The organism is Arthrobacter sp. SE2 (assembly GCF_058244265.1).
Genome location: NZ_JBZAYA010000026.1, coordinates 15,924 through 38,158 on the forward strand (window position 1 = coordinate 15,924; position 22,235 = coordinate 38,158).

Here is a 22,235-nt window from a genome sequence, read left to right on the forward strand (position 1 = left end):
CCTGGATTTTTGGCCTTGGAGCTCGACGGCGACGGCGCCCACCCGGCCGCCTGGCGCAAGGCCAGGCATGCCCCGGATGAGTTGCTGGATGGTTCGCGGATCCGGAGCACGGTGCTCGCGGCAGAGTCGGCGGGGTTTCATGTAGCGACGTTCGCCGACGGGCCGGTGGCTGGCAGTTCGGACGCTGGCGGGCCTGACATTGCCGGCCGCTTGAACGCGTTGCAGCGGGCCGCCTTCGCCGGGCCGGTGACAAGTTCCATTGTGCTGGTCCCCGAAGTCGACACTGTTTACACCGAGCCCTTCCACATCTCGACGCAGCTGGCGAGCCTGGACTACGTCTCCGGCGGACGGGCCGGTTGGCTCGTCGCGGCGAGCAGCTCCGCGCAGGAGGCTGCCGCCGTCGGGCGCTCATTCGTTGAAGGTGCCGTGCTGGCGCAGGAGGCCGCGGCGTCGGTGGAAGTGAGCCGGCGGCTTTGGGATTCCTGGGAGGACGACGCCGTGATCCGCGACGTCCCCACCGGGCGGTACCTCGACGTCGACAAACTGCACTACGTCGACTTCGAGACGCCAGCGGATTTCGCAGGGGCCGGGTATTCGGTGAAGGGGCCCTCCATCATTCCGCGTCCGCTGCAGGGGCAGTTGCCAGTAGTTGCGCAGGCCGGCTTGCTTCCTTCAGACGTCGATGTGGTGCTGGTGTCCGCCCCGACGCCTTCACTGCTCGCCGCGGAGGTTGCGGAGGCGGGTCGTGCCCGGACCGCTATTGGGGGCGGCACCGCGGTAGTGGCGGAGCTCGACGTCGTCCTTGACTCGCGTGGGCAAAGCGCCTCCGGGCGGCTCGCCGAACTGGACGCGTTTACTCCTTGGTCCAGTTCCCGCGCGCGCTTCGTCGGCACGGCAGCGGAATTGGCTGACTTCCTTGCCGAACTGCTTGCGGTGGCCGACGGCGTACGGCTGCATCCCGCTGTGCTGGACGTGGAACTCGAGGAGTTGGCGCAGCTCGTGCTCCCCGAGCTGCGTCGTCGCGGTGTGCTTCAGCCTGTTGCCCAGGGCGGCACGTTCCGGGAATTGCTGGGTCTTGAACGGGCGCTGAGCCGGTACGCGAGCCTTGGCTCGGAAAACTGAGGAGAGAACATGACACAGCACAAGCGTGCGAAATTCCAGCCGAGCGGGAAGATCCAGTTCGGAATCTTCTTCCAGGGCGTCAATTCCGGCACCATCTGGAAGGCTCCCGAATCCGGTTCGCAGACCGACTTTGAGTCGTTCCGGAGAATCGCGCAGACCGCCGAACGCGGGCTGTTCGCCGCGTTCTTCCTGGGCGAGGGCCTGCGCTTACGGGAACACCTCGGCCGTCCCCACGCCCTGGATGTCGCGGGCAGGCCCGACGCGCAGACCATGCTCGCGGCGTTGGCGTCGGTGACGTCCAATATCGGGCTCGTTGCCACGCAAAACACCACCTACAACGATCCCGCCGACCTTGCGCACCGGCTTGCCTCGCTCGACTTGCTTTCCGGTGGGCGCGCGGCCTGGAACGTCGTGACCACAGACAACGCCTGGACCGGGGCCAACTTCCGGCGGGGCGGGTACCTGGACCACGCCGATCGCTACGTCCACGCCGAAGCATTCGTGGAGACTGCCAAGAAGATCTGGGATTCGTGGGAGGACGGAACGGTTTCCTCGTCAGTTTCCGCGGAGTCCTGGGCGGTGCCCGGCCATGCTCGGCGTGTGCACCACTCCGGGCAGCACTATTCCGTGGACGTCACGCCCCGGCTCCCGCGCAGCGCCCAGTACAGGCCGGTGCTATTCCAAGCTGGCGATTCCACGGAAGGCCGCGACTTCGCCGCCCGCCAAGCGGACGTCATCTTCTCGGCGCACCCGAAGTTCGACGACGCCGTGGAGTTCCGCGCCGATATCGTCTCGCGCTCCCTCGCAGCTGGCCGCGGCGCCAACGACGTCCAGATCATGCCTGCCAGCGAGTTCATCCTCGCCGCGACTGACGAGGAAGCCCGCGAGAAAAAGGAATGGGTCCGCAGCCTTCAGATCGGGCCGCAGCAGGCAGTCGCGTACCTCGAACAATTCTGGGGCCGGGAGTTGTCCGCCTATGATCCCGATGGTCCACTTCCGGAGATCGACCCGGTGGTGGAGGAGACCTCCGAGACGCGTGGCAGTGGTTTCCACGGGGCCAAGGCCCGGCAACTCGCCGAGCAGTGGCGCGCCGAAGCCAAGGAGAAGAACCTGTCCATCCGGCAGTTCGTGAGCTCCAGGACGTCCAGGGTGGACGCGACGTTCACCGGATCCTACACAGCCGTGGCCGATACCTTGGCTGAATACGCCCACGTCGGTGCTGTGGACGGTTTCAACATCTCGCCTTGGCTCATTCCGACGGGCCTGGACGACATCGTGAACCATCTTGTGCCCGAGCTGCAGGAACGCGGCGTGTACCCCACGGAATACGTCGGCTCGACCCTCCGCGAGAACCTGGGGCTGGCGACACCGGTGCGCTCGGAGTCGTTGGAATCGGTACCCGCCGGAGGGGCACGGTGAGGGAGCGCGTAGATGCAACTGCCGCCGTCGTCGGCTTGCAGACCGACGACGGCGGCAGTTGCATAGACCCGGACGCGGGCCTGGTGCGGCTCCAACTTACCGTGTGGGAACAGTGGCTTTAGGCGAGTGGCATGACCTGTTCCATGCGGTCGCTGCCGAGTTGGATTTGGTGGGGCACCTGATCTGGTTTCAGGGATGGAATGAGCTCGGCTTTCCCGATACGCTCCGCCTACTTGTCGGCTGGTTAAGTGAGTGGGAGGAGTGGACGCCGTCCTGGGGCGTGGAACGGGATCACTATCGGCGGCTAATCGTCGAGGAAGCCAAGGGACTCCTCGACGGACCGTGGCCGCCGGAATGATCCGCCGGGGCTGCTGCGGCGTCACTTCCGCACTGCCGGGAGCGGCGCACGACGCTGACCACAGCTCCAATTGTTGTGTTTCAGAACGGCGGGCTGGGATAGATCATGGGCTGCTCCGATGTGTCTCGTAATCAAAGGTGACCACACCAATTCACTCAGATGGTTTCGAGGCATGATGACGGGAATCGCTGGCCGCGGACGAACCCAACGTCATTCCGCGAAAACTAGAGCATTGCCGCCGCCGTATTCGCGGGGTCGGTGAGGCGTCTCGTATTCCTAGGGTTTAGAGACAACCTGGAGTGTAGCGTTTAGGGCACCATCACCGGGCATTAATTCGGGCGGGTCATACGGGAATCAGCGAGTGCCTGCATCAGAGTTTTCTCGAAGGGAAGGCATAACAGCTGTCGAGCTGGCCGGTGGGGGACCGGCTTACGGGCGGCGCGACCGCAGCGGCGGACTGACATACGGCGCAGCGGGCGGTAGTTGTCGAAATCCAGCGATGAAGAGCGACTCGTTGCCGAAACGGAGGCTACGGCCGGCCACTGTTGTCGTCACTGGGCTGCGTCCGGGCTCCCGGCTTTGTGTGGGCAAGGAACCTGCCAGCCCGCTGGAAGTCGCGAACAACGAACATCGTCCCAATCACCAAGACAACCACGCCAGCCCCCATGAACCATGAGATGAACCCGGCTCCTCGTATGACTTGGGGAATGAATACAAGCGGGAACATGGACATCCAGATGAGCTGTGTGGCGACATTCTTTCGCAGTTGCACAGCGGCGGCCCGCGAGACGAGAAGATGCTCCGGATCAACGGGGGTCTTCCCGAGAACCTGGCGCCGGATGTTTTTTCGCTCTTCGTCCTCCAGTGAGAGCAGCACGTCTATCCTGCCGGGCTCCACTGCGGGCCCGATCTTCTTCGCGTTGTAAATGAGTCCACCGATGGCGGCACCCAGCCACGCGAGGAAAAAACCTACCTGCAAAAAGGACGGCCAGTCCGCCGGGCCGCTTCCGAAGACCAGCATCCCGCCCACTGTCCCCACCGTGACAAGGATGATTACCCCGGCCGGGAAATAGAGCGTGTAGTACGTCTTCAGGGCACCGCCGAGGCCCAGGTCAGCAATGCCGTGCGCTCTTCTTGTCGCGGTGACCCAACGGTCGTCGGACTTGGGTATGAGATCGTCGATTCCGGTCATCGTCCGCTTCCCTCGACACGAGTAGTGATGCAAGGGACCCCGGCAGTCCTCCGCCGATGCCACTGAGCCTGATGCTCAAATCTTGAACTATCTCCGCCCATAAGCCAACAGCATGGGAATTGACGAAAAACTTAGGGAACGGCCAAAAAGCTAAGCATTTCCCGTACCACCGCCCACACGGACTGTCCGTTCAAGGATCGGCTAACGGGCGCTTTACACGGGCGCGCGTTGAACTTGACGCCGGCGTTGCACCGGAGCTGGATTGAGCGAGCCGTCTAGTCTGACTGCATGCACATCGCGCCAATCACCTGGCTGAAAGTCCTTTTGGGCCGTATTCGTAGTTGGCTCTGGCAGAAGGTGCGGGCTCGCGCAGGGGGAGACTTGGCCCGGGCCAATGCCCTACAGGTGGAGCTGGATGAACTCAAAGGGTGTTATCAAAGCGTGGTCAAGCAGGAGGCTGGGCTCGCCGACTCGGCGCCTCATAACCTCCTAGGCAGGTCAAAGCTTCGAAGCGAGTTGGCGATGCTGGCGAGTTGCCAGGGCGCCACGGATGGGCTGATTCAGGCGATTCGTCAATGCGAAGCTGTGATTGAAGCTCCGCGAGCGGAAAGAGCGCCGGCATTCGGCGATCTTACGACTGAATATCGAGCTGTGATCCAAACCCTCAAGGACGAAGCGACCAGCCTCCGCGGGGGGTGAATTGTTCACAAGCCCTCCAGCTTGTGCCCGTATGACGACCCCCCCTACCGGGCTGCACCATGCGCCAAATAGCGCCGTGAAAAAGCCGCCATTTACCACCGGAAGTCACAATCCGCGCAGACAGTCCGTAGGTGCTATAGCGCCCGATAGAGGACCGGCTTACGGGCACCTAGCCGGTGACCTCATCGACAACCTGCAGACAGCATTATTAGGGTTCCGGTATGACGACAATCTTCGAAGGGGCCTTCCAATCGTGGCGCGATGCGCCGCTTCCGCGGGGCAGTTCAATTGACGCTTTGGACGAGGTGCACGCGAACCTTGCGCTTTATGACACCTGGGTCGCCGAATCTGTCGTGCCGTTCATGGACCGAGGAATCTGGCAGCCTGCTGTTCCCGACGTGCTAGGTGCGCTCGAGAACCTCGTAGGACAGGTCGAGGAACTGCGCTGCGCCGGAACAGAGGATCTAGAAGCAGTCTCCGCCTACCGGGCTTATGCGGACCTCCTCAAAACCGTCTATCGAGCATTTCTCCGGGAAGGTGGGAGAAGATGATCTCTGGGATCAACCAGCCAGCGCCGACAATCGTTCGAAGGCCAACGTTGCCCGGCGGCGAAGTTCCAGCTCATCGATTCCGCCAACCCTTATTAGCAGGTCAGGATCCGAACAGAAGTCGTCGACATCGGCGAACAAGCCGTCATTCAGCCCCGCCAGTCGAAGATGTGCTGCCGGTGGCATCGGCTGGCTTAGGAACTCTTTCCGTTTCCTCTTTGGCGGCCTGAATGATCGCGAGGAAATCCGCCCGGTGCAGGTACTCCTGACCGGGCTTTCGGATGACCCGGCCCAGGTACGGGTCACGCTGCTCCATGTCTTTGTTTTCGTTCCGCAGCGTGGTGTAGCCGGCCTCCCGCTCCGCCTCTGCCTTGATCGGAACCCACAGGATCAACACGATCACCGGAATCACGGCCAGACCCATGACGGCCACGATGGAATTGGTGAACCACGACTGCGGAACCCCGGATACGCTGAGGACACCCACAGTAAGAGTCACGCCCAGGGCCACGGTGGTGCACTTGTAGCGCAGCTTCAGGAGCTCGAATGCCGTGCGTCCCTTGATCAGGCTGCCGCTGCGGATCTCATTCATCGTCGTTCAACTCCCCTAAGTCGGCTGCAGGGCGGCTCTTCGGACTGATCCTATGCCGTTTCCTCAGACTTTGAGTGTCCCGGTCATCCAATTCTCGAGGTAGCGCATGACGGTCGGCGCGACCCACACCCGGCTGTCATCCACGTGGTTCCAGACGTAGACTTCGTGATTTCCGCTGAGAGAGACGGCGAACTGGTCACCGTTGCCGGCGTCAGCAAAGAAGACGAGTCCTGCGAAGGGCATATAGAGCCGCCGGAAGTCTGAGTTATTCCGGAAATGGGCGTTGTCCTCAGCGATTCGGTGCGCCGGCCAAAGCAGGCCTAGCCCGTACTCACCCTCGATGCCATTCGTCTCTGCCAGGAGCTGCCGAAGTTGGTCAGGGAGCTTGCACCCGAGTTGGACTTCGCACGCTCGAACAGAGTCCGCCGATGCAGGGGCACCGAAAGCTGCCTTACCCCAGTGCCGAATCTGTTCCACGAGCATGCCACCATCATGCCGCACCGGCTTCCGGGCCGCTCTCTCACGGCAGTAGACGTCAACGTCCGTCCGTTGAAGGATCCTCGAGCGTGCACCGATTAGATGGTGTCGTGCTGTTTACTATTCGATCCAGAACGCCAGCACAGCGTTCAATGGTTCACAGACAGCCATATCACCAAGCTTCCAGAAATCGAGGTATACATGGATCCCGCCGGTCGTTCGCCGCTCCACTACGCAGCACTCACCGATGATGCCCCGGAGGTGACGCGACTGATTGCTGCGGGCGAGTCACCCGATGCCTCCGACAAGCAGGGATTCACCCCGCTTCACCTTGCGTCGCAGGAATACGCTCTGGCCGCCGCGGCCGCGCTGCTCGACGCCGGGGCGATGGTCGACCTAATGAACTCCTATGGCAATTCACCGCTGTTCGTCGCGGTATTCAACTCTCGCGGGCGGCCCGAGATGATCAATCTGCTACGTTCATGCGGTGCCGATCCGTTGCGCGCGAACATGACAGGGCAGACCCCGGTGGGACTGGCCAGATTGATCGGCAACTACGATGTGGCACGGTACTTTCAGGATCTTCCGTGATCCCGCCGGCGCTAGCCGTCCGCTGAGGGACCGGCTTACGGGCGGGCCAAGACATCGCCCCATTGAGCCCCTGTCGGAACAGAAACGCCTCAACTGGTAATAGTGCATATGCGGGGCCGCATCATTCAACCACGCAGGCGGGCAGTGGAGGATGCAGCCGGCCTGTGGCCGTGAGTGTTGGCGACATCGGGTATTGCTCGTGGCTTGCAGCTCCACATCATATGAATGAAGATTCGGGGATGGGACTACTTCGAGCTTCTGCAGCATCGATCCAGGGTGAGTTGCTTGGACTGGGTGTACCCCCAGCGGTTGCTTTTTGCTTGGGCCATGCGGCGCGTACACGGACCGACAGCCTTCCGCCTGATGTACCGGCACCTCACATTGGTCGCGACACCGTCTATGCATTCGTGATGACGGGAATCGAAAGTATACGGGCGACGCCGTTGCCGGAACTCAGAATGAATATCTCGGAAAGAATGTGGTGGGCGGCTTTCGGCAACACGGCTGGGCGCATCTTTTCGAATGCTTATGCCGAGCAGGAGAGAAGGCGCGAGTTGGCGCCGGGTTCTATGGTGGCTTACCTTCAGGCTCAATTGGCCTATGTTGAAGGAGCTAGGCTTTGCACCCGCTACTGGAATACGCCCAAGGGCGCGGATGGCAGTTATCTTGCCATGGATTCAAGTGCCGGAACAGACGGCGGGGTTGTGGCCGGTGTTAACGGTCTGTGGCAGGGTAATGACCACCTCCAGCCGCTGGCCGGGATGTTGGTCACGGATGAAGACCATATTGGTTTCTTTGATTTGTCTGACGTAAACGCGAGTGACCTCAATGACGGTAGCCCGGCCTACGCCCCCCTTGAATATCTGCTGGAAGTAACTCTGCATGCAGACCCGGTCATCCAAACGGAGGGTTATCGAAGGCTCAAGGTTGAGAGCGCCACAAGAAATACTCTCATCGAATTTACCTTTGACGATGACACCAAGTGGAAGTTCGAGATCGCCCGCGAAATGCTCTACGGGCAGGACGGAATCTCACACAGGAAGCTACTGAATGATTTTCTCCGAGCGTTGGATGTCGCATGGACATCAGCTGCAGGCGAAGAACCCGATGAGGATGACTGGGACGAATACGACGAATATTTCAGTCAGGACTAGTGGGAACTCGATCATCGACTGCACGGATGAACTAGTCACATAGTCAGGGTGACTTCTATTTCCAGCCGGCTCTCTCTAGCAGATCGGCAATATTGGCCATCCCTGATCTCCTCAAGAAAGCAAACAGGTGGGGAGTCGGCGGCCAGTTACTCCGGTACGGGGTCGTGCTAGGGCCGGTGTAGAGTCCTCCCCCGGGGCCGCTGTACAACCCTCCCCCTGGTCCCGTGGAAAGCCCACCTCTTGGACCGGTGGATAGGCCACCGCCCGGGCCCGTCGACATACCTCCGCCTGGACCGGTGGATAAGCCACCGCCCGGGCCCGTCGACATACCTCCGCCTGGTCCTGCCGAGCGGCCGCCCCCAGGACCCGTGGAAAGTCCGCCGCCTAGACCGCTGTAATTATCACGTGGCCATGTAGTCATAGCGATAACCTACTTCATTGCACCGACAAAACTGACTGTAGGTTCAGTCCCGAATTTGCCTCTGGGGACTGCCCCCGGTTTTGGTGACTTCTTTGCCTAAGGCGTTGAGTGACCGCAGCGCCCGGTAAAGGATCCTTCACCGGACGCACGTAAGCGGGGCCCCACTGCCGTGCGCCCTCGCTGTCTAGCGGGTGTTCCTAGACATCAGAAGTGCTTCAGCTGCCTCGGATCCCGTCTTCGTCAATGAGGTCGATTGCGTGGTCATAATTCATTGCTAGGGTCGGCATCCCTACATCAAGCCGTCGTTGAGCCACATGGATAACCGAAACGCTTGTGTTCCTGCTTATCCGGACCATTGGGAAGCCCTCTTCGACAACTGCCCAGTGGGCTCCCGGGATGATGTGAGTAAGAACGTCTCCGTAGAACATGCCAATGGCCCTAGCGAGTCCCGTTAGGTCCCTCTTGGCCTCCGGGTCCTCAATCAAGGCATCAATTACGACAAGGCCCTCGCGCGAGCGGGGAAGGGCCATCTCCTTCCCCCGGCAGTAGTTGAGGAGCCCGTCATAGCCCCCAACATTGGTTGGTTCAGGCGAGGGCTTATCAGGGGCAGGCTTGTACTCTGCATATCTCCGGGCCATCCCAAGAGGCAGCGATTGAAGGGGCTCTTCGGTTTCGTCCCGGTCAGGCATGCCGTCATGCTACCCCGCTGTGTTCCTGGAGCAGCACCGCCAATTAGGGAGGGATCAACGGGGCACTGCAGTGTGACCGGTGGCGGATCCTCTGCCGGACAACGGAAGTTTCAGGGCCGCGTGTTCTCCGATCTTGTCCGTCGGCTGACCATACACTGATTCCGTAATCGATGACCTGGGGGACGATGCAACCGGAAACCGTTCAGCTGCCTGATGATCTGCAGCTGCCCGCGGCCGTCCTACCTCCGGAGGCACCACCCAGATGGGCACGCTCGCGTCTCCGCCGGCGCCTGCTGTGGCGCGCTGGTTTGGGCGTGTTCGTCTTCACCTTCCTGGTCGTTGGCCTGGTGTTTCTCTTCGGTTCGATCACCAGGCCATTCTGGGGTGGGTTCGTGCGTGTCCCGGCGGTTGTAACCAGCCAGCACGCCTACTTCTCCGGGGGCGACCACTGCGACCTGGGCCTGCAGTTCACTATGGACGGACGGCAGCACACGGCCACGTTCGACCCAGCGTCCACGTGCGCGGGGATGCCCAAACTGCGGACCACTGTCACGGCGAGCGTTGACCCGGCCGACCCCTCCCACGTCTTGATCGACGGCCTCGACCGGTCCCAGAGGAACCTGCCGTTCATCTTCGCGTTCGTGGGCGCCATCTGGCTGGGTATTTGCCGGCGCCTTTCTGGGGATTAGCCTGTCGACCTACCGGCACGTCCGGACATTGGCATGCTCGCAAAAGTGGAAGCAGCTAGGCGCCACCGTCCTCAGGCGCACCCTGTACAAGGCACCACAAATCTGACGATGGGGGCTCCTGGTCCGAAGGGACTCCAGCAGATTTTTCAGCTGACCTACACAGGCAGTGGCCCGTGGCCGATCCGACCGGTTGCAGGGCAGGTGATGCAGCTGTGGATGCTCGCCGACGGCGGCCAACACGTCCTACTCTCCGGACCGGACTGCAAGAACGCCGCCGCGGGCCGGGTGTATGTGCCAAACAGGTTCGAACTAAGGACCCTAGGGCTATAACCGGGGCGGACGGTTAGCGTTGTGAACCGCAGGGGCATGGTGTTTTCTGTCGGCAAAAAACGGTGGTGCGTTTGAGGATCCTCCACAGGACGCTTCGACTATGAAGATCGGAGAGACCTGCCCACCTATGTAGGACTCTCCGGCCAATCATTCCGCGGCCTCCGGCCAAAGTGGCACGAACGCTGCGTGTTCGTTTCCGTGGAAGAGGCTTTGGCGCTTATCGTTTGTTACAGAGCAGCAGATTTATAACAAACGATATGAGAGGTGCTTATGCAGCCGAGTCCCTACACCCCTGGTGAGATCGCGCGCACGATTCCCGGCCGGGTCCAGCAGTTGGCCGACTTCGACGAACGGCTTTCCTACCTGGTGGACCTGCGGCGGCTTGTAGGCAGGATTCGCGTCGACCATGCTCCCCGGGGCTTTGGGAAGACGTCCCTTCTGCGCCAATACCAGCGCCGCGCGCAGGAGCGCGGCGTACTCACAATCTGGGTCACGGCAGGAGAAAGTTCCGGCCTCATTCCTCAGCTTGCCGCAGAGATCTCGCGGGCGACGGCAGGATGGCGCGAAGAGGCCCGCAAGGCCGTCCGGTCGCGACTCGAGAGCCTCACCGTACGCATCGGCGTGCCTGGTATTGCCGGAGCGGACGCGACCCTTCGCGCCGCAGAGGACGCATCGGCTCCGGCGGATAGCCGAGCCTTCGAAGCGCTGGTACGAGCCGCTGCCACCGGTGACGGACACAGCGGACTGGTGATTCTCATCGACGAGATTCAATCAGCAGATCCGGAGGGCCTTCGCACGCTCGCGTACACATGGCAGCATCTGCAGGCTGAAGGGGCGGATGTGCCCGCGGCGGTCCTCACCGCCGGGCTTCCAAATGTTTCAGACGCCGTCGCCGCGGCGGTCACGTTCAGCGAACGATTCGCCTACCGGCCGCTTCCATCGCTCGAGCCTGCTGCTGAAGAGCTTGCTCTCGCTGTCCCGGCGCAAGAGCTCGGGGTGCACTGGGAACGGGATGCGCTTCAGGAAGCCGTCACGATCGCAAGCGGCTATCCCTACATGGTCCAGCTCATCGGAGACGCTGCTTGGGCGGCGGCCGGACGCCCGGACCCGGGCATGACCATCACCGCGGCACACGTGCGCATCGGACGCGACGCCATGGAGGCAGACTTGGAGGCCCTCTTCCGAGCGCGATGGGCTAACGCCTCAAGCGGGGAACGCGACTTCATGGCTGCAATGGCCTCGAACGGTGACGACGCAGTCCGCCGCACCGACGTTGCAAGGATCCTTGGTGTGAGTAGCGAAAGCCTCTCCGTGCCCCGCGCGAGGCTGATCGACAAGGGTTTCCTCCAAGCCAGCGGACGCGGCACGCTCGAATTCACGATTCCCGGGTTCGCCCGGTTCGTCCGGGACCTCGGACAGGACTAGGCACCCCTACCCCCAACCGCTCGCCATCCTTGACCGCCCAATCGCCTGAAGGCGTCGACTTCCGCCAGGTCGGAGCTGTGCCCTTGAAGCCGTGGGTCCGGGCGCAGGGACCGAGCACGTCTCGCAGCGCAACCTTGAGCGCTTCCTGAACTGTCATAAAGGAACAATCTCATGCCCGGTTCGGAACACCCAGATCTCGACGGAAGGACAAAATCCGGGCGTCCTCTGCTGCGGTTCACAGTGCGGGCCGGGTCGGGGGTTTCAACAGCACGTTGCTCGCCCGGCTTGCGGGCGTTGGATCACGGAAGATTGGCAAAGTTGAGCGATCATCGCCAGCACCGAGCTAATCCACGGGAAGAAGGTCGATCCGGAGTTCTTCCGGCGAGAGGTCGCTGACAGCAACATGGAGCAAGGACGAGTGGCGGGCATGGAAGGCCCCCTCGGCGCTAGTCCTGCACTGGGGCGAAGTCTTCAGGGTGCGCGACCCGTCGTGCAATGAAAAGGTCTTCGATGAACTGGTCGTCGGGGACGAGGTTGTCGTAAGCAAGGTCCAAGGCATCTATTTCCTCTTCAGTCCCGGAGCCCATTGATTTTGCCTCGGTGATTAACAGCCCAACTTCCGGCGCTCCAAGAAAATCGAAACCTCTGGCGGCCTCGTCGAAGTCCTCCGGCCGGAGAACCACAGGGTCCAGTGCATGACAAAAGCCCCCGCTCATCACCATGCCGTGAAACCGCAGCACGTCAGCCAAGGCACGGTCCCCCTCGCCGAGCCCCGTCTCCCGCTCATTCGTCGTCGCCCTGTTCCAAACCTTTGTCGCCGCGTCATCAACCATGCGCCAATCATGCCACCGAGCCAGGGATCTTCGATGAGCTTGGGCGTGCCGCTCCTCAGGCTGTTGTTGATGTAATCGGACGCTGAGGCTTTTGCCTGGGGCGCTGCCCCCGGTTTTGGTGACTTCTTCGCCTAAGGCGTTGAGTGACCGCAGTGCCCGGTGAAGGATCCCTCATCGGATGCGGCTCACCGACCCCGTGGGCAGAGCAGGCCTTTGGAGCAGCCGCGCGCCGAGATCTATGGGATCCAAAGGTGAGATATACACTTCAGGAGGCTCATCGAGTCTTTGGAGAATGATCACAAAATGTAGGCGCTGACAGGGGGCGGGCGTGGGCGCGAATTCAACAGACACCGAATGGGGCGAGCTCGGCCCGACGCAGGCGTGGAACGCCGCGCAGCGCTATGCGGCGTTGGGAGGCCGGAGCCGTGCGCAGAGGGCCAGTGCCGTGGTTTCCGCCACCGTCTCCCTGATGCTGGCTTCCCTCGCCGGCGTGGTTGTCGGCCGCGGCCCGGTCACGGCCACAGCAGGCACGGAGCGCGAGTACCGCGGGTTGGCCGTGTTCAGGGCTTTGCTCGCGGTAGCCATCGGCATCGCACTCGGAACCCTCGTGTCCACGACCGTTCCCGCCTCAAGCAGCTTCGGGGTGACGGTGGCCCTCGAGTTGATGATCATCGGCTGGATAGCGGCCGCGTTGCCGTCTGTCAGGTTCCACCGATCGCGTGGCCTCAGGCTAAATGGGCGGAGGTGGAAAAGAAGCCATGGAGTCAGGCAGCTGTGGATCGTCAGCGCCCTGGTCCACGACCCGGAAGCCACCGTCGACGAGCTCGAAGCCGCGTTGCGGACCCTAGTACCGGATCTCAACCCCGGCTGGGAGGCCATAGTGTTTACGACAACAGATGTACAGGTACAGGCATTGCAGCGCCTCGGGTTCAGCCGTGACAGCGAGAACTCCGGATTGATGTACCGCACGGTCGCAGCAGCCCTGCAGCCCAGCAGGTGAGCACCCTCGCCGCGTGCCCGTTGAAGGATCCTCGGCTAACGGGCACCAAGAGCGACCTTTATCCGACGAATCACCCCCTTCGTCGTCTCGTTGAGGTGTTCGTTGCCCTGTGCGGCAAAATGGCAGGATGCCTCTTGCCAATCTGCTCGCCAGCCTTAGGGCACTTCCTGAATCGGAATCCCGAGATGCGTATCTGCGGTTCCTGGACGGAGCGGGGGACGCCCCGTTGCGTCGAATTGGTGGGCCGGAGCATGTCACGGGGTCCTGCTTCGTGTTTTCGCCTGAATTCGATCGTGTTCTCCTGTGTTTCCATCGCAAGGGGCAGTTCTGGGTGCAGTTCGGCGGCCACGTCGAGTCGGAGGACGCGTCGGTGGCGGAAGCTGCACAGAGGGAGGCCCGCGAGGAGTCCGGAATTGATGACCTGGTCCTGCTTTCTCGAGCGATCGTGGATCTTGACCGCCACGACCTGCATGGGGGATTCTCATGTACCGCCCACTGGGATGTGGGGTTCGCCGCGGCCGCAGACCCGGATGCGGAGATCGCCGTGAGTGATGAAAGCGAGGACGTCCGCTGGTTCCCGATCAATGAATTGCCAGTTCAAGTGCCGGCAGGCTTCTGCGCTCGCTTGGAACGCGCCCGGCGAACTGCGATGTCACTGAGTCCGACACGGATCGGTTAAAAGTGCCCGACAGGATCTCCGTGGAGGCGGCCATCCATGATGTGTCCATTGCGCACATCGCAGAAGAGGGACCCCTGACCTGGTTCCGGTCTGAATGGCTCATTGATCCGCGCCCGCTGGCAGCCGATGTGTGGGTGTTCTCGCCGGACTTCCAACGCATACTCGTCGTTCAGCATCGCTGGCGGGGCCTCGTACCGCCTGGCGGACGAGTGGAACCGGGCGAGACGCCGCGCGAGGGGGCAATTCGCGAACTTGCGGAAGAGACCGGCGTCGAACTCCCTATTGCCGACCGCCCGGCTTTCGCAGCTGCTCGCTCCTACCGGTCAGACTGGTCAGCGACACTGAACTTGTCCTACTGGACGATCGCCGACCCCGCGACCGAGCTCCTGCCGGAGGAGGGCCAACCCGCCCAGTGGGTCGACGTTCGCTCGGACTGGCGAAGGTTCCACAAACCGGATGCAGCTGTGATTGCCCAGCGTCGGACTATGTCCCTACTTATCCGTCCTTCGATTGCCTTGCATGGGGCGTGGCTAGAGGCGCACGACGAATGGGGCGACGGTCTCCACGAGGATGGCTTCGGTTTGGTTGAGACCGACGACGTCCGATCGTCGGAGGGATTCCGCATGTTCGTTGATCGGCTCTTAGTCAAGGAAGCATCGCGTGGCGACGACGGCGGCACCTTTCGGTGGATCGTCGAGGACGGTGAAGTCCTCGGGGGAATCGCTCTGCGCCATGAATCCGCGCAGGACGTGGACGTGCTGGGACACGTTGGCTATGGCCTCCGACCGTCGGCCAGGGGCCGCGGCCTTGCCGCTGCGGCGCTCCGGGAAATGCTGTGCCTGGCGAATGCCCGAGGTATGGATCGAGTGGTGGTCGCCTGCTTCGTGGACAACGTTCCCTCGGTGAAGACTATTGAACGTTGCGGAGGCGTTCTGGACCGAGTCGTCATGACAGACCGAGGAGAAGTCGGACGCTACACGATCGGGCTAGCGTCCAGCGATCGATGAGGGCCGCGCCGCGACCATGAAAACGTCCACCGGATCCTCGGTTTCCAGGACAAAGCCGTGGCGTTCGTAGAGGCGTCGGGCCGGGCTGCCCTGGAGCACGTTGAGCCGGAACGGTCGGTGGTCCTTGGACTCACCCATGACCCGCTGAAGCACGCCGGCCCCAAGTCCTTGTCCCTGGAAGTCCGGAGCGAGGTAGAAGTGTTCGATCCACAGCTCATAGGGCTCCGGGCGGACAGCGATGACACCGGCGCATTGCCCTTCGACGGCAATGACAAGGGTGTGTTCCGGCTGGAACGCATTCAAGAAACGCTCCCGAACCCGGACCGGGTCCCAACGCCCAAGCCGCTCCAAGTCAGGACGCATGACGACGGCGCGCAGTTCGGCGATCCAGTCGGCATCGGTGGGCAGGGCGGGACGGAGCGAGAATTCGGCAGGCACTGGACTATTCAACCCCATGCGTCAAGAAGTGAGCACCCTCACCGGATTCCCCCGCGTCCACGCGCGGACGTCCTCGAACGCTTCGCCATAGAAGCGGGCGTAGCTTTGCGAGGTGACGTAACCCAAATGCGGAGTCAGCACGGTGCGCGGCGCCGTGAGGAGGGGGTGGTCCGCTGGCAGGGGCTCGACATCGTACACGTCCAGGGCCGCGCCGCCGAGCCAGCCCTCGTTGAGCCCGCGGAGGAGCGCCGCTTCGTCCACGATCGGCCCGCGGGCTGTGTTCACCAGGACGCCTTCCGGGCCGAGGAGCCTTAGCTCGTCCTCCCCGACGAGCTCCCGGGACCGTTCCGATAAGCGCACGTGGACACTAACGACGTCGGCCTCCCGGAACAGGGCTTCCTTGCTCACCTTCCTGGCGCCCGCCGCAGCGGCAGTCTCTTCCGTGAGGTTCGGACTCCAAGCAATGACATCCATGCCAAACGCCTTGCCGTAGCCAGCGATTTTGCTCCCGATCTTGCCGAGTCCCAGCACCCCTAAGGTCTTCCCTGACAGTTCGAAACCCACCGTGCTCTGCCAACTTCCAGCGCGGAGCTGATGGTCCTCGAGCGGCACCTTGCGTGCGAACGCCAGAAGGAGGGCCCACGTGAGCTCGGGCGCTGCGGTGGGTGAACCGCCCGTCCCACAGACAGTGATGCCCTGCTCCCCGGCCGCGCGCACGTCGATGGCTGCGTTGGCCATCCCCGTGGTGACCAGGAGTTTCAGCTTCGGCAGTTGCCGGAGGATCCCGGCGTCGAAAGTGGTCCGTTCCCGCATGGCCATGATGATGTCGAAGTCGCGGAGGGCATCCACGGCGTCCTCCAAAGGCTCCGTGAAGACGGTGACATCGACGCCGTCGTCGGTAAGCTCAGCCCACGGCGCGTAATCGTAGGCGACTGCTTGGTAGTCGTCGAGGATGGCAAGGCGCCGGCCCATGGAATTCCCTTTCGCTTGTCCGGATCGCGAATCCGGATACGTGGAAAGGTACACCCCGCAGCTGGCCCTAGCTCTTCGGCAAGCCCGGCGGGTTCAGTTCCGACTTCTGGATTGCCTCCGCCGAAAGGCCCCAGCGGTCCAGGATCTTGCCGTAGGTGCCGTCCTTGATGAGCGAGTTCAGGCCTGCCTGGGCTGCCGCCGCGAAACCGTTGCCCTTCTTGGTGGTCACCGCGATGCTCGCCTTGAGCGGCCATCCGCCGTCAACCAGGCCCACGTTCTTTGTCTTGCCGTCGGTCTGCGATTTGTAGGACGCGGTCGCGTTCGGCCCGAACGTCAGGTCCGCACGGCCCGACTGAAGCGCCAGCGTGGAGGCCGAGTCGTCGTCGTAATACTGGAACTCAACCGGCTTCAAACCGTTCTTCTTGTTCTCGGCGTCCCAGCGCAACAGGATTGCTTCCTGGTTGGTGCCCGAGCCCACAATGATCCGCTTGCCCGCCACGTCCGGAGCCGAGTCCACCTTCGTAATGGGGCTGTCGCTCTTGGCGTAGAAGCCCAGTTTGTCCTCTCGGTAACTGGCGAAGTCGAACTTGAGCTTGCGCTCTTCCGTCACGGTGACGTTAGAGATGACGGCCTCGTACTTGCCCGATTCCACGCCCAGCGGCCAGTCGGCCCAGGCCGTCGGAACAATGTCCGCCTTGAGTCCCAGGGATTCCGCCAGCGCGACGGCGATGTCCACCTCGTTGCCCACCGGCGTCTTGTTGTCCGTGGCATAGACGGCAAGCGGCGCGGAGAATGGGCTCAAGGCGACGGTCAGCTTGCCGTCCGCCTTGACCGACTCGGGCACCAGGGCGGCGGCTTCCGGCGAGACCTGAACTTGGAAGCGGTTCTGCTCGGGCGCCAGATTGAAGGTTTTGCCCGCGGACGCGGACGACGACGGTGCTGACGCGGCCGAGGCGCCCGGGTCCGAGCACGCGGCGAGGCCGAGAGTGGCGGTCACGGCGAGTGCCAGTGCGGTGCCTGTTTTGAGGCGTGAAATAGCCATGGAGTCCCCTTCGAAAGTGATGGATGGTGTGCGTTGCAGCAACTATCCGGCAGGGCCGAGCACTGGTCAAAGCGCTGTGAAACGCTGGGATACACGGGTTAACGGAGGTTCATCAGAGTTCCCGAGGAGTCACACTCGAGCCACGGTGTAGGCTTCCCACACAACCGCCGACACGTGAGGAGATTTTTCGTGAGCAACGAGCAAACCCCTGTCAATCAGGCGCTGGATTCCTATGCAGCTGCTGTCCACGCGAGGGACGTTGACGCGTTCACTTCGCTCTACGACGACAACGTCCACATCTACGATTCCTGGGGGCAATGGCAATACACGGGAATCGAGGCGTGGCGGTCGATGGCGAGCGAATCTCCCACGAGCACTCTTCCTTGCCCATCGATATGGAAACCGGCAAAGGCATCTTCACGAGTTGAGACGGAACCCACGCAAGCGGGAGAAATAACCCGGGCGCCGCCGTCGTTGTCGCAAGAGTGGCCGGGAAACCGGCCCCTCGAACGAAACCACCTTCGAAAGGCCGGCATAACGTGACTGTTCCCCTCTCCATCCTCGACCTGGCAGTCATCGGCAAAGGCCAGACGGCGGCGGAGAGCTTCGCCGGGAGCGTCGCCATGGCGCAACTGGCCGAACGGCTCGGCTACCGCCGGATCTGGTACGCCGAACACCACAACATGGGCTCGATCGCTTCCTCGGCCACGAGCGTCCTGATTGCCCACATCGCCGCCAACACGAGCACCATCCGGCTCGGCGCCGGCGGCGTCATGCTGCCCAACCACTCGCCGCTCACCATCGCGGAGCAGTTCGGCACCCTTGAGACGCTGCACCCTGGCCGCATCGACCTCGGCCTTGGACGGGCGCCAGGCAGTGACCAGAACACAATGCGAGCACTCCGCCGCGATCCCATGGCTGCGGACACGTTCCCGCAGGATGTGTTGGAGCTGCAGGGCTACCTCACGGGACCCACGCGCATCCAGGGCGTCGAAGCCACGCCTGGAAAGGGCACCAACGTGCCGCTCTACATCCTCGGCTCCTCCCTGTTCGGGGCGCATTTGGCGGCGCAGCTCGGCCTGCCCTACGCCTTCGCCTCGCACTTCGCACCCAACGCGCTGCAGGACGCCGTCGCCGTCTACCGCCGCGAGTTCAAGCCGTCCGAGCAGCTGCAGGAGCCCTACGTGATAGCGGGCGTCAACGTGGTGGCCGCAGATTCGGCGGCCGAAGCCCAACGGCTCTTCCTCGAGGTCAAGCGGGACCGCGTCTCCCGATTCCTCGGCGGCGGACGCGAATTTACCGACGCCGAAGCGGACCTCATCCTCGACTCGCCGCAAGGCCAGCACATCGCGCAAATGGTCAAGTACTCCGCCGTGGGCACGCCGGAAGTGGTGCGCGATTACCTCGACGAATTTGCCCGGCACGCCGATGCCGACGAACTGATCGTCGCTCACCAGAGCACGGGCACGGAGCAGCGCCTGCGTTCCGTGGAACTGGTGGCGGAAGCCGTGGGGTTGGCGCGGGTTTAGCAAGCTGGGAAACCTAACGGCCGGTGCGGCAGTCATCCGGAAGCGTGCGTCTAAGCTGGGCCCACGCCGTCGGGGTCCCTGACCGAGCTTGCGAGGTTAGGGAGACGGCGGGGCGGTACGAGCGAGCACGCGGAGGATGGGTGCTGCGCCGCCCAAACGTAACCAAGCAAACTCGTTACACCCCGGCAATACGCGGGTCATGGAGGCGAAACTACCCGGGCGGAAACTGGACGAATCACCCGGAAGGATCGTCCCCATGGCTACTCCGCTCAATTTGTCCGTGGCCGATTCGGCGCTGCTCACAAAATCGCTTCCGTTGGGCCTCCTGCGGACCGCAGTCCAATCCGAGGCCGCCCACGATGGAATCACTCCGGAGCTGCTCGCGGAACTGAGAATGCTGGCCCGCACTCCGGGGCTTCTGGTGGCCTGCAACTACGGTGGAACCCTCTGCGCTGCGGAAGGCGTATCTACTGAGACGCTGCCCTTGGGGAGTGCCGCCGTCGCACTCCGGGCACTGGCGGCGCTGCCGAACACGCACACTGCCGTCATCTCAGGCAGGTCGCTGCGGGACCTTGCCGCGGTGTCAAGGCTGCCGGCGGAAGTCCACTTGGTAGGTTCGCACGGCGCCGAGTTCGACATGACCTACGCGTACAGCGTCTCGATGGCCACGGAAGCCGTCCTTCAACAGGCAGCCACCGCCCTCAACGAATCCATCGGGTTCGAAAAGGGCATCAGCATTGAGCGTAAGCCCGTGGCCGTAGCCATCCACACTAGGCCGGCCACTCCTGCGGTCGTGGCACGGGTGACCCGCGAGGCGCACCAGATAGCCCGTGAATTGGGCCTGTTTTTCATTGTGGACGGATCTGTACTGGACCTGTCCATCGTGGAGCCCTCCAAAGACGCCGCGCTGGAGCATCTGCGCACACAGTTGGGGGCCAGCGCGGCCCTGTTTGCCGGCGACGCGGACAGCGATGAACTCGCGATCGCCACCCTGCGGGGCCCGGATCTTGGCCTGCACGTTGGTGATGGAGAAACCAAGGCGCGCAACCGCTTGCCGGACCCGGAATCCTTCGCCAAAGTGCTCGCCATCCTGTTCGAGCTGCGCCGTGCGTGGCTGTTCGGCGAGGACGCCATGGGGCTGGAGCGGCATTCGATGATCGGCAACGGGACCTCGACGGCGCTGATCACCCCGGAAGCCAAGATCTGCTGGATGAGCCATCCCCTCCCGGATTCCGGCTCCTTGTTTGCCCACATCCTCGGTGGCGACCCGGCCGGCCACTTCAGCGTGGAACCGGTCAAGACGTCGAAGGTGCTGGGCCAGCGCTACGTGGACAACACCATGATCGTGGAGACGCGCTGGGCGGACGTCACGGTCACCGACTATCTTGAGCCGGCACCGGACGGCATCACCAGCCTGGTACGTGTCCTGTCCGGAACCGGCAGCGCGCGGATTGTTTTCGCACCGCGGCCGGACTACGCTAACGCCCCGTTCAACATGGAAATCCGCGGCGACGAGTTGCACGTCGTCGGCACCTCGGATCCCATCATCCTCTTCGCTCCCGGAGTGTCCTTCAGAGTCACGAGCGACGGAAAGCACGGCACCGCCACCGCGGAAGTCAGCCTCGCGTACGGTCCCGTCGTCATGAACCTGAGGTGCGGAGACACTGAGCCGACGACGCCGGACCCCGCCGGAGAGCTCGCCCGGCGGGCCGCCGTCGCGCACCAATCCCGGCAGTGGGTCCGTGGGCTGGAACTGCCCGACATGAAACCGTCGCTGGTGCGGCGCTCGGCCCTGGTCCTGAAAGCCCTGGTGCACGAGCCGACCGGGGCTGTCCTCGCGGCGCCAACCACGTCGCTGCCGGAAGGGATCGGCGGCACCCGCAACTGGGACTACCGCTACTGCTGGCTCCGCGACGGCTCGATGACGGTCAATGCGCTGGTGGACCTGGGTTCCACCGAGGAGGCAGACGGTTTCCTCCGCTGGCTCGGCCGCATCCTTGAGAACGCTCCCGGGCCGGAATGGCTGCACCCCCTGTACTCCGTGACCGGCTCCCCGTTGTCCACGGAGGCCATTATCGAGAGCCTCCCCGGTTATGCCGGCTCGCGGCCCGTGCGGATCGGGAATGCCGCCGATCACCAGGTGCAGCTGGACGTTTTCGGGCCGATCGCCGAACTCATCCAGACCCTCAGCAGACGCCGCGCGATGCTGCCGGACGAGCACTGGAAACTGATGGAGCAGATGGCGTCGGCCGTGCTGGCCCGCTGGCACGAACCCGACCATGGCATCTGGGAAGCCCGGCGGGCGCCACGGCACCACATCTACACCAAGGTGATGTGCTGGGTGACCCTGGACCGGGCCATGCAGACAGCGGTCCGATTCCGGCGCCCCATCGGTCCCGAGTGGGAGGAAACGGCCAACCTCATCCGCGCGGAAGTCCTCCGCGAGGGCTGGGATGATTCCGCGAGCTCCTACACCGTGGCCTACGACAGCCCGGACCTCGACGCGGCCGTGTTGCATATCGGACTCTCGGGCCTGCTGGATGTCCGCGACCAGCGCTTCCTGGACACCGTCACCGCCGTCGAGCGGGAACTTCGGGTGGGTCCCACCGTGTTCCGGTACAGGTACGACGACGGCCTGCCGGGTTTGGAGGGCGGGTTCCACATCTGCACCACTTGGCTGATCGAGGCGTACCTGGCCGTCGGTCGACTGGACGATGCGCTTGAGTTGTTCAACCAGCTCGTGGCCCTCTTCGGCCCGACCGGTCTGCTTTCCGAGGAATTCGACCCGGGCACCGAGACCCACTTGGGAAACCACCCGCAGGCGTATTCGCATTTGGGCTTCATCCGCTGCGCGCAGCTCCTGGACAGGTACCTCGACTCGGTGGACGAAGAGTAGGCGCAAGGACACCAGCCGGCCGCCCCGCCCAACTGACTCGCACTTAATGTCGTTTTCAGCGCCCAAAACGACAACAAATGCGAGCTAGTGGTGTGTTTCAGTTTTGCTTGATGGTTTCGAGGGCAACGCGGCC

The 22,235-nt window shown here is 63.0% G+C and carries 22 protein-coding genes; 14 read left to right on the plus strand and 8 right to left on the minus strand.

Going from position 1 to position 22,235, the window contains the following annotated elements; all coding sequences use genetic code 11:
* Window positions 1–15: 15 nt before the first annotated feature.
* From AC4CS3_RS21985 to AC4CS3_RS22000, 4 genes are read left to right on the plus strand one after another with little or no spacing between them, the layout of a single operon-like run.
* Entirely contained in the window at window positions 16–1,122 is a 1,107-nt protein-coding gene (locus AC4CS3_RS21985) for an LLM class flavin-dependent oxidoreductase (RefSeq protein WP_490785225.1), read from the plus strand.
* Window positions 1,123–1,131: 9 nt separating this feature from the next.
* Window positions 1,132–2,541: an NtaA/DmoA family FMN-dependent monooxygenase gene (locus AC4CS3_RS21990; protein WP_490785226.1), complete on the plus strand. Its 1,410-nt coding sequence runs from the start codon at window positions 1,132–1,134 to the stop codon at window positions 2,539–2,541.
* Complete coding sequence (locus AC4CS3_RS21995; RefSeq protein ID WP_490785227.1) at window positions 2,538–2,663, plus strand: hypothetical protein; 126 nt, start codon at window positions 2,538–2,540, stop codon at window positions 2,661–2,663. The genes AC4CS3_RS21990 and AC4CS3_RS21995 overlap by 4 nt, the downstream gene beginning before the upstream one ends.
* On the plus strand, window positions 2,654–2,899 hold the full coding sequence (locus AC4CS3_RS22000; RefSeq protein WP_490785228.1) for a hypothetical protein: 246 nt from the start codon (window positions 2,654–2,656) through the stop codon (window positions 2,897–2,899). The genes AC4CS3_RS21995 and AC4CS3_RS22000 overlap by 10 nt, the downstream gene beginning before the upstream one ends.
* Window positions 2,900–3,428: 529 nt before the next feature.
* Here AC4CS3_RS22000 and AC4CS3_RS22005 read toward each other — a convergent pair.
* The gene (locus AC4CS3_RS22005; protein WP_490785229.1) at window positions 3,429–4,091 is read right to left on the minus strand and encodes a hypothetical protein; all 663 of its coding nucleotides are present in this window, start codon (window positions 4,089–4,091) and stop codon (window positions 3,429–3,431) included.
* A 920-nt stretch (window positions 4,092–5,011) separates the two neighbouring features.
* Here AC4CS3_RS22005 and AC4CS3_RS22010 point away from each other — a divergent pair.
* Window positions 5,012–5,341: a hypothetical protein gene (locus AC4CS3_RS22010; RefSeq protein ID WP_490785230.1), complete on the plus strand. Its 330-nt coding sequence runs from the start codon at window positions 5,012–5,014 to the stop codon at window positions 5,339–5,341.
* Window positions 5,342–5,483: 142 nt separating this feature from the next.
* Here the strand turns inward: AC4CS3_RS22010 and AC4CS3_RS22015 are convergent, their stop codons facing one another.
* Both AC4CS3_RS22015 and AC4CS3_RS22020 read right to left on the minus strand, forming a co-directional pair.
* Window positions 5,484–5,930 carry a hypothetical protein gene (locus AC4CS3_RS22015; protein ID WP_490785231.1) on the minus strand — a complete coding sequence of 149 codons (447 nt, stop codon included), beginning with the start codon at window positions 5,928–5,930 and terminating at the stop codon, window positions 5,484–5,486.
* A gap of 63 nt (window positions 5,931–5,993) precedes the next feature.
* Window positions 5,994–6,413: an SMI1/KNR4 family protein gene (locus AC4CS3_RS22020; RefSeq protein ID WP_490785232.1), complete on the minus strand. Its 420-nt coding sequence runs from the start codon at window positions 6,411–6,413 to the stop codon at window positions 5,994–5,996.
* A gap of 195 nt (window positions 6,414–6,608) precedes the next feature.
* On the opposite strand from AC4CS3_RS22020, the gene AC4CS3_RS22025 reads away from it, so the two are divergent.
* Window positions 6,609–6,998 carry an ankyrin repeat domain-containing protein gene (locus AC4CS3_RS22025; RefSeq protein ID WP_490785233.1) on the plus strand — a complete coding sequence of 130 codons (390 nt, stop codon included), beginning with the start codon at window positions 6,609–6,611 and terminating at the stop codon, window positions 6,996–6,998.
* Between the two features lie 410 nt (window positions 6,999–7,408).
* Complete coding sequence (locus tag AC4CS3_RS22030) at window positions 7,409–8,152, plus strand: hypothetical protein (protein ID WP_490785234.1); 744 nt, start codon at window positions 7,409–7,411, stop codon at window positions 8,150–8,152.
* A 636-nt stretch (window positions 8,153–8,788) separates the two neighbouring features.
* Here AC4CS3_RS22030 and AC4CS3_RS22035 read toward each other — a convergent pair.
* Complete coding sequence (locus AC4CS3_RS22035) at window positions 8,789–9,262, minus strand: DUF6278 family protein (RefSeq protein ID WP_490785235.1); 474 nt, start codon at window positions 9,260–9,262, stop codon at window positions 8,789–8,791.
* A 170-nt stretch (window positions 9,263–9,432) separates the two neighbouring features.
* On the opposite strand from AC4CS3_RS22035, the gene AC4CS3_RS22040 reads away from it, so the two are divergent.
* Complete coding sequence (locus AC4CS3_RS22040) at window positions 9,433–9,951, plus strand: DUF3592 domain-containing protein (protein WP_490785236.1); 519 nt, start codon at window positions 9,433–9,435, stop codon at window positions 9,949–9,951.
* Between the two features lie 600 nt (window positions 9,952–10,551).
* On the plus strand, window positions 10,552–11,706 hold the full coding sequence (locus AC4CS3_RS22045) for an ATP-binding protein (protein WP_490785248.1): 1,155 nt from the start codon (window positions 10,552–10,554) through the stop codon (window positions 11,704–11,706).
* A gap of 446 nt (window positions 11,707–12,152) precedes the next feature.
* Here AC4CS3_RS22045 and AC4CS3_RS22050 read toward each other — a convergent pair whose 3' ends face one another.
* Window positions 12,153–12,539 carry a hypothetical protein gene (locus tag AC4CS3_RS22050; RefSeq protein WP_490785237.1) on the minus strand — a complete coding sequence of 129 codons (387 nt, stop codon included), beginning with the start codon at window positions 12,537–12,539 and terminating at the stop codon, window positions 12,153–12,155.
* A gap of 328 nt (window positions 12,540–12,867) precedes the next feature.
* On the opposite strand from AC4CS3_RS22050, the gene AC4CS3_RS22055 reads away from it, so the two are divergent.
* The 3 genes from AC4CS3_RS22055 to AC4CS3_RS22065 all read left to right on the plus strand — a co-directional run bounded on the left by AC4CS3_RS22055 (window position 12,868) and on the right by AC4CS3_RS22065 (window position 15,225).
* A complete protein-coding gene (locus AC4CS3_RS22055) occupies window positions 12,868–13,539 on the plus strand; it encodes a hypothetical protein (RefSeq protein WP_490785238.1) in 672 nt (223 codons plus the stop codon).
* Between the two features lie 127 nt (window positions 13,540–13,666).
* Window positions 13,667–14,218, plus strand: a complete 552-nt coding sequence (locus AC4CS3_RS22060; protein WP_490785239.1) for an NUDIX hydrolase — start codon at window positions 13,667–13,669, stop codon at window positions 14,216–14,218.
* A gap of 2 nt (window positions 14,219–14,220) precedes the next feature.
* Complete coding sequence (locus tag AC4CS3_RS22065) at window positions 14,221–15,225, plus strand: GNAT family N-acetyltransferase (RefSeq protein ID WP_490785240.1); 1,005 nt, start codon at window positions 14,221–14,223, stop codon at window positions 15,223–15,225.
* On the opposite strand, the gene AC4CS3_RS22070 is transcribed toward AC4CS3_RS22065, so the two are convergent.
* From AC4CS3_RS22070 to AC4CS3_RS22080, 3 genes are all read right to left on the minus strand, one after another.
* Window positions 15,205–15,681 carry a GNAT family N-acetyltransferase gene (locus AC4CS3_RS22070; protein WP_490785241.1) on the minus strand — a complete coding sequence of 159 codons (477 nt, stop codon included), beginning with the start codon at window positions 15,679–15,681 and terminating at the stop codon, window positions 15,205–15,207. The two genes, AC4CS3_RS22065 and AC4CS3_RS22070, sit on opposite strands and share 21 nt — an antisense overlap.
* 3 nt (window positions 15,682–15,684) lie before the next feature.
* Window positions 15,685–16,635, minus strand: a complete 951-nt coding sequence (locus AC4CS3_RS22075) for a D-2-hydroxyacid dehydrogenase family protein (protein WP_490785242.1) — start codon at window positions 16,633–16,635, stop codon at window positions 15,685–15,687.
* Window positions 16,636–16,702: 67 nt separating this feature from the next.
* Complete coding sequence (locus AC4CS3_RS22080) at window positions 16,703–17,677, minus strand: ABC transporter substrate-binding protein (protein ID WP_490785243.1); 975 nt, start codon at window positions 17,675–17,677, stop codon at window positions 16,703–16,705.
* Between the two features lie 539 nt (window positions 17,678–18,216).
* On the opposite strand from AC4CS3_RS22080, the gene AC4CS3_RS22085 reads away from it, so the two are divergent.
* Complete coding sequence (locus AC4CS3_RS22085) at window positions 18,217–19,206, plus strand: LLM class flavin-dependent oxidoreductase (RefSeq protein WP_490785244.1); 990 nt, start codon at window positions 18,217–18,219, stop codon at window positions 19,204–19,206.
* A 256-nt stretch (window positions 19,207–19,462) separates the two neighbouring features.
* On the plus strand, window positions 19,463–22,102 hold the full coding sequence (locus tag AC4CS3_RS22090; RefSeq protein ID WP_490785245.1) for a trehalase-like domain-containing protein: 2,640 nt from the start codon (window positions 19,463–19,465) through the stop codon (window positions 22,100–22,102).
* The last annotated feature ends 133 nt before the right edge of the window (window positions 22,103–22,235 follow it).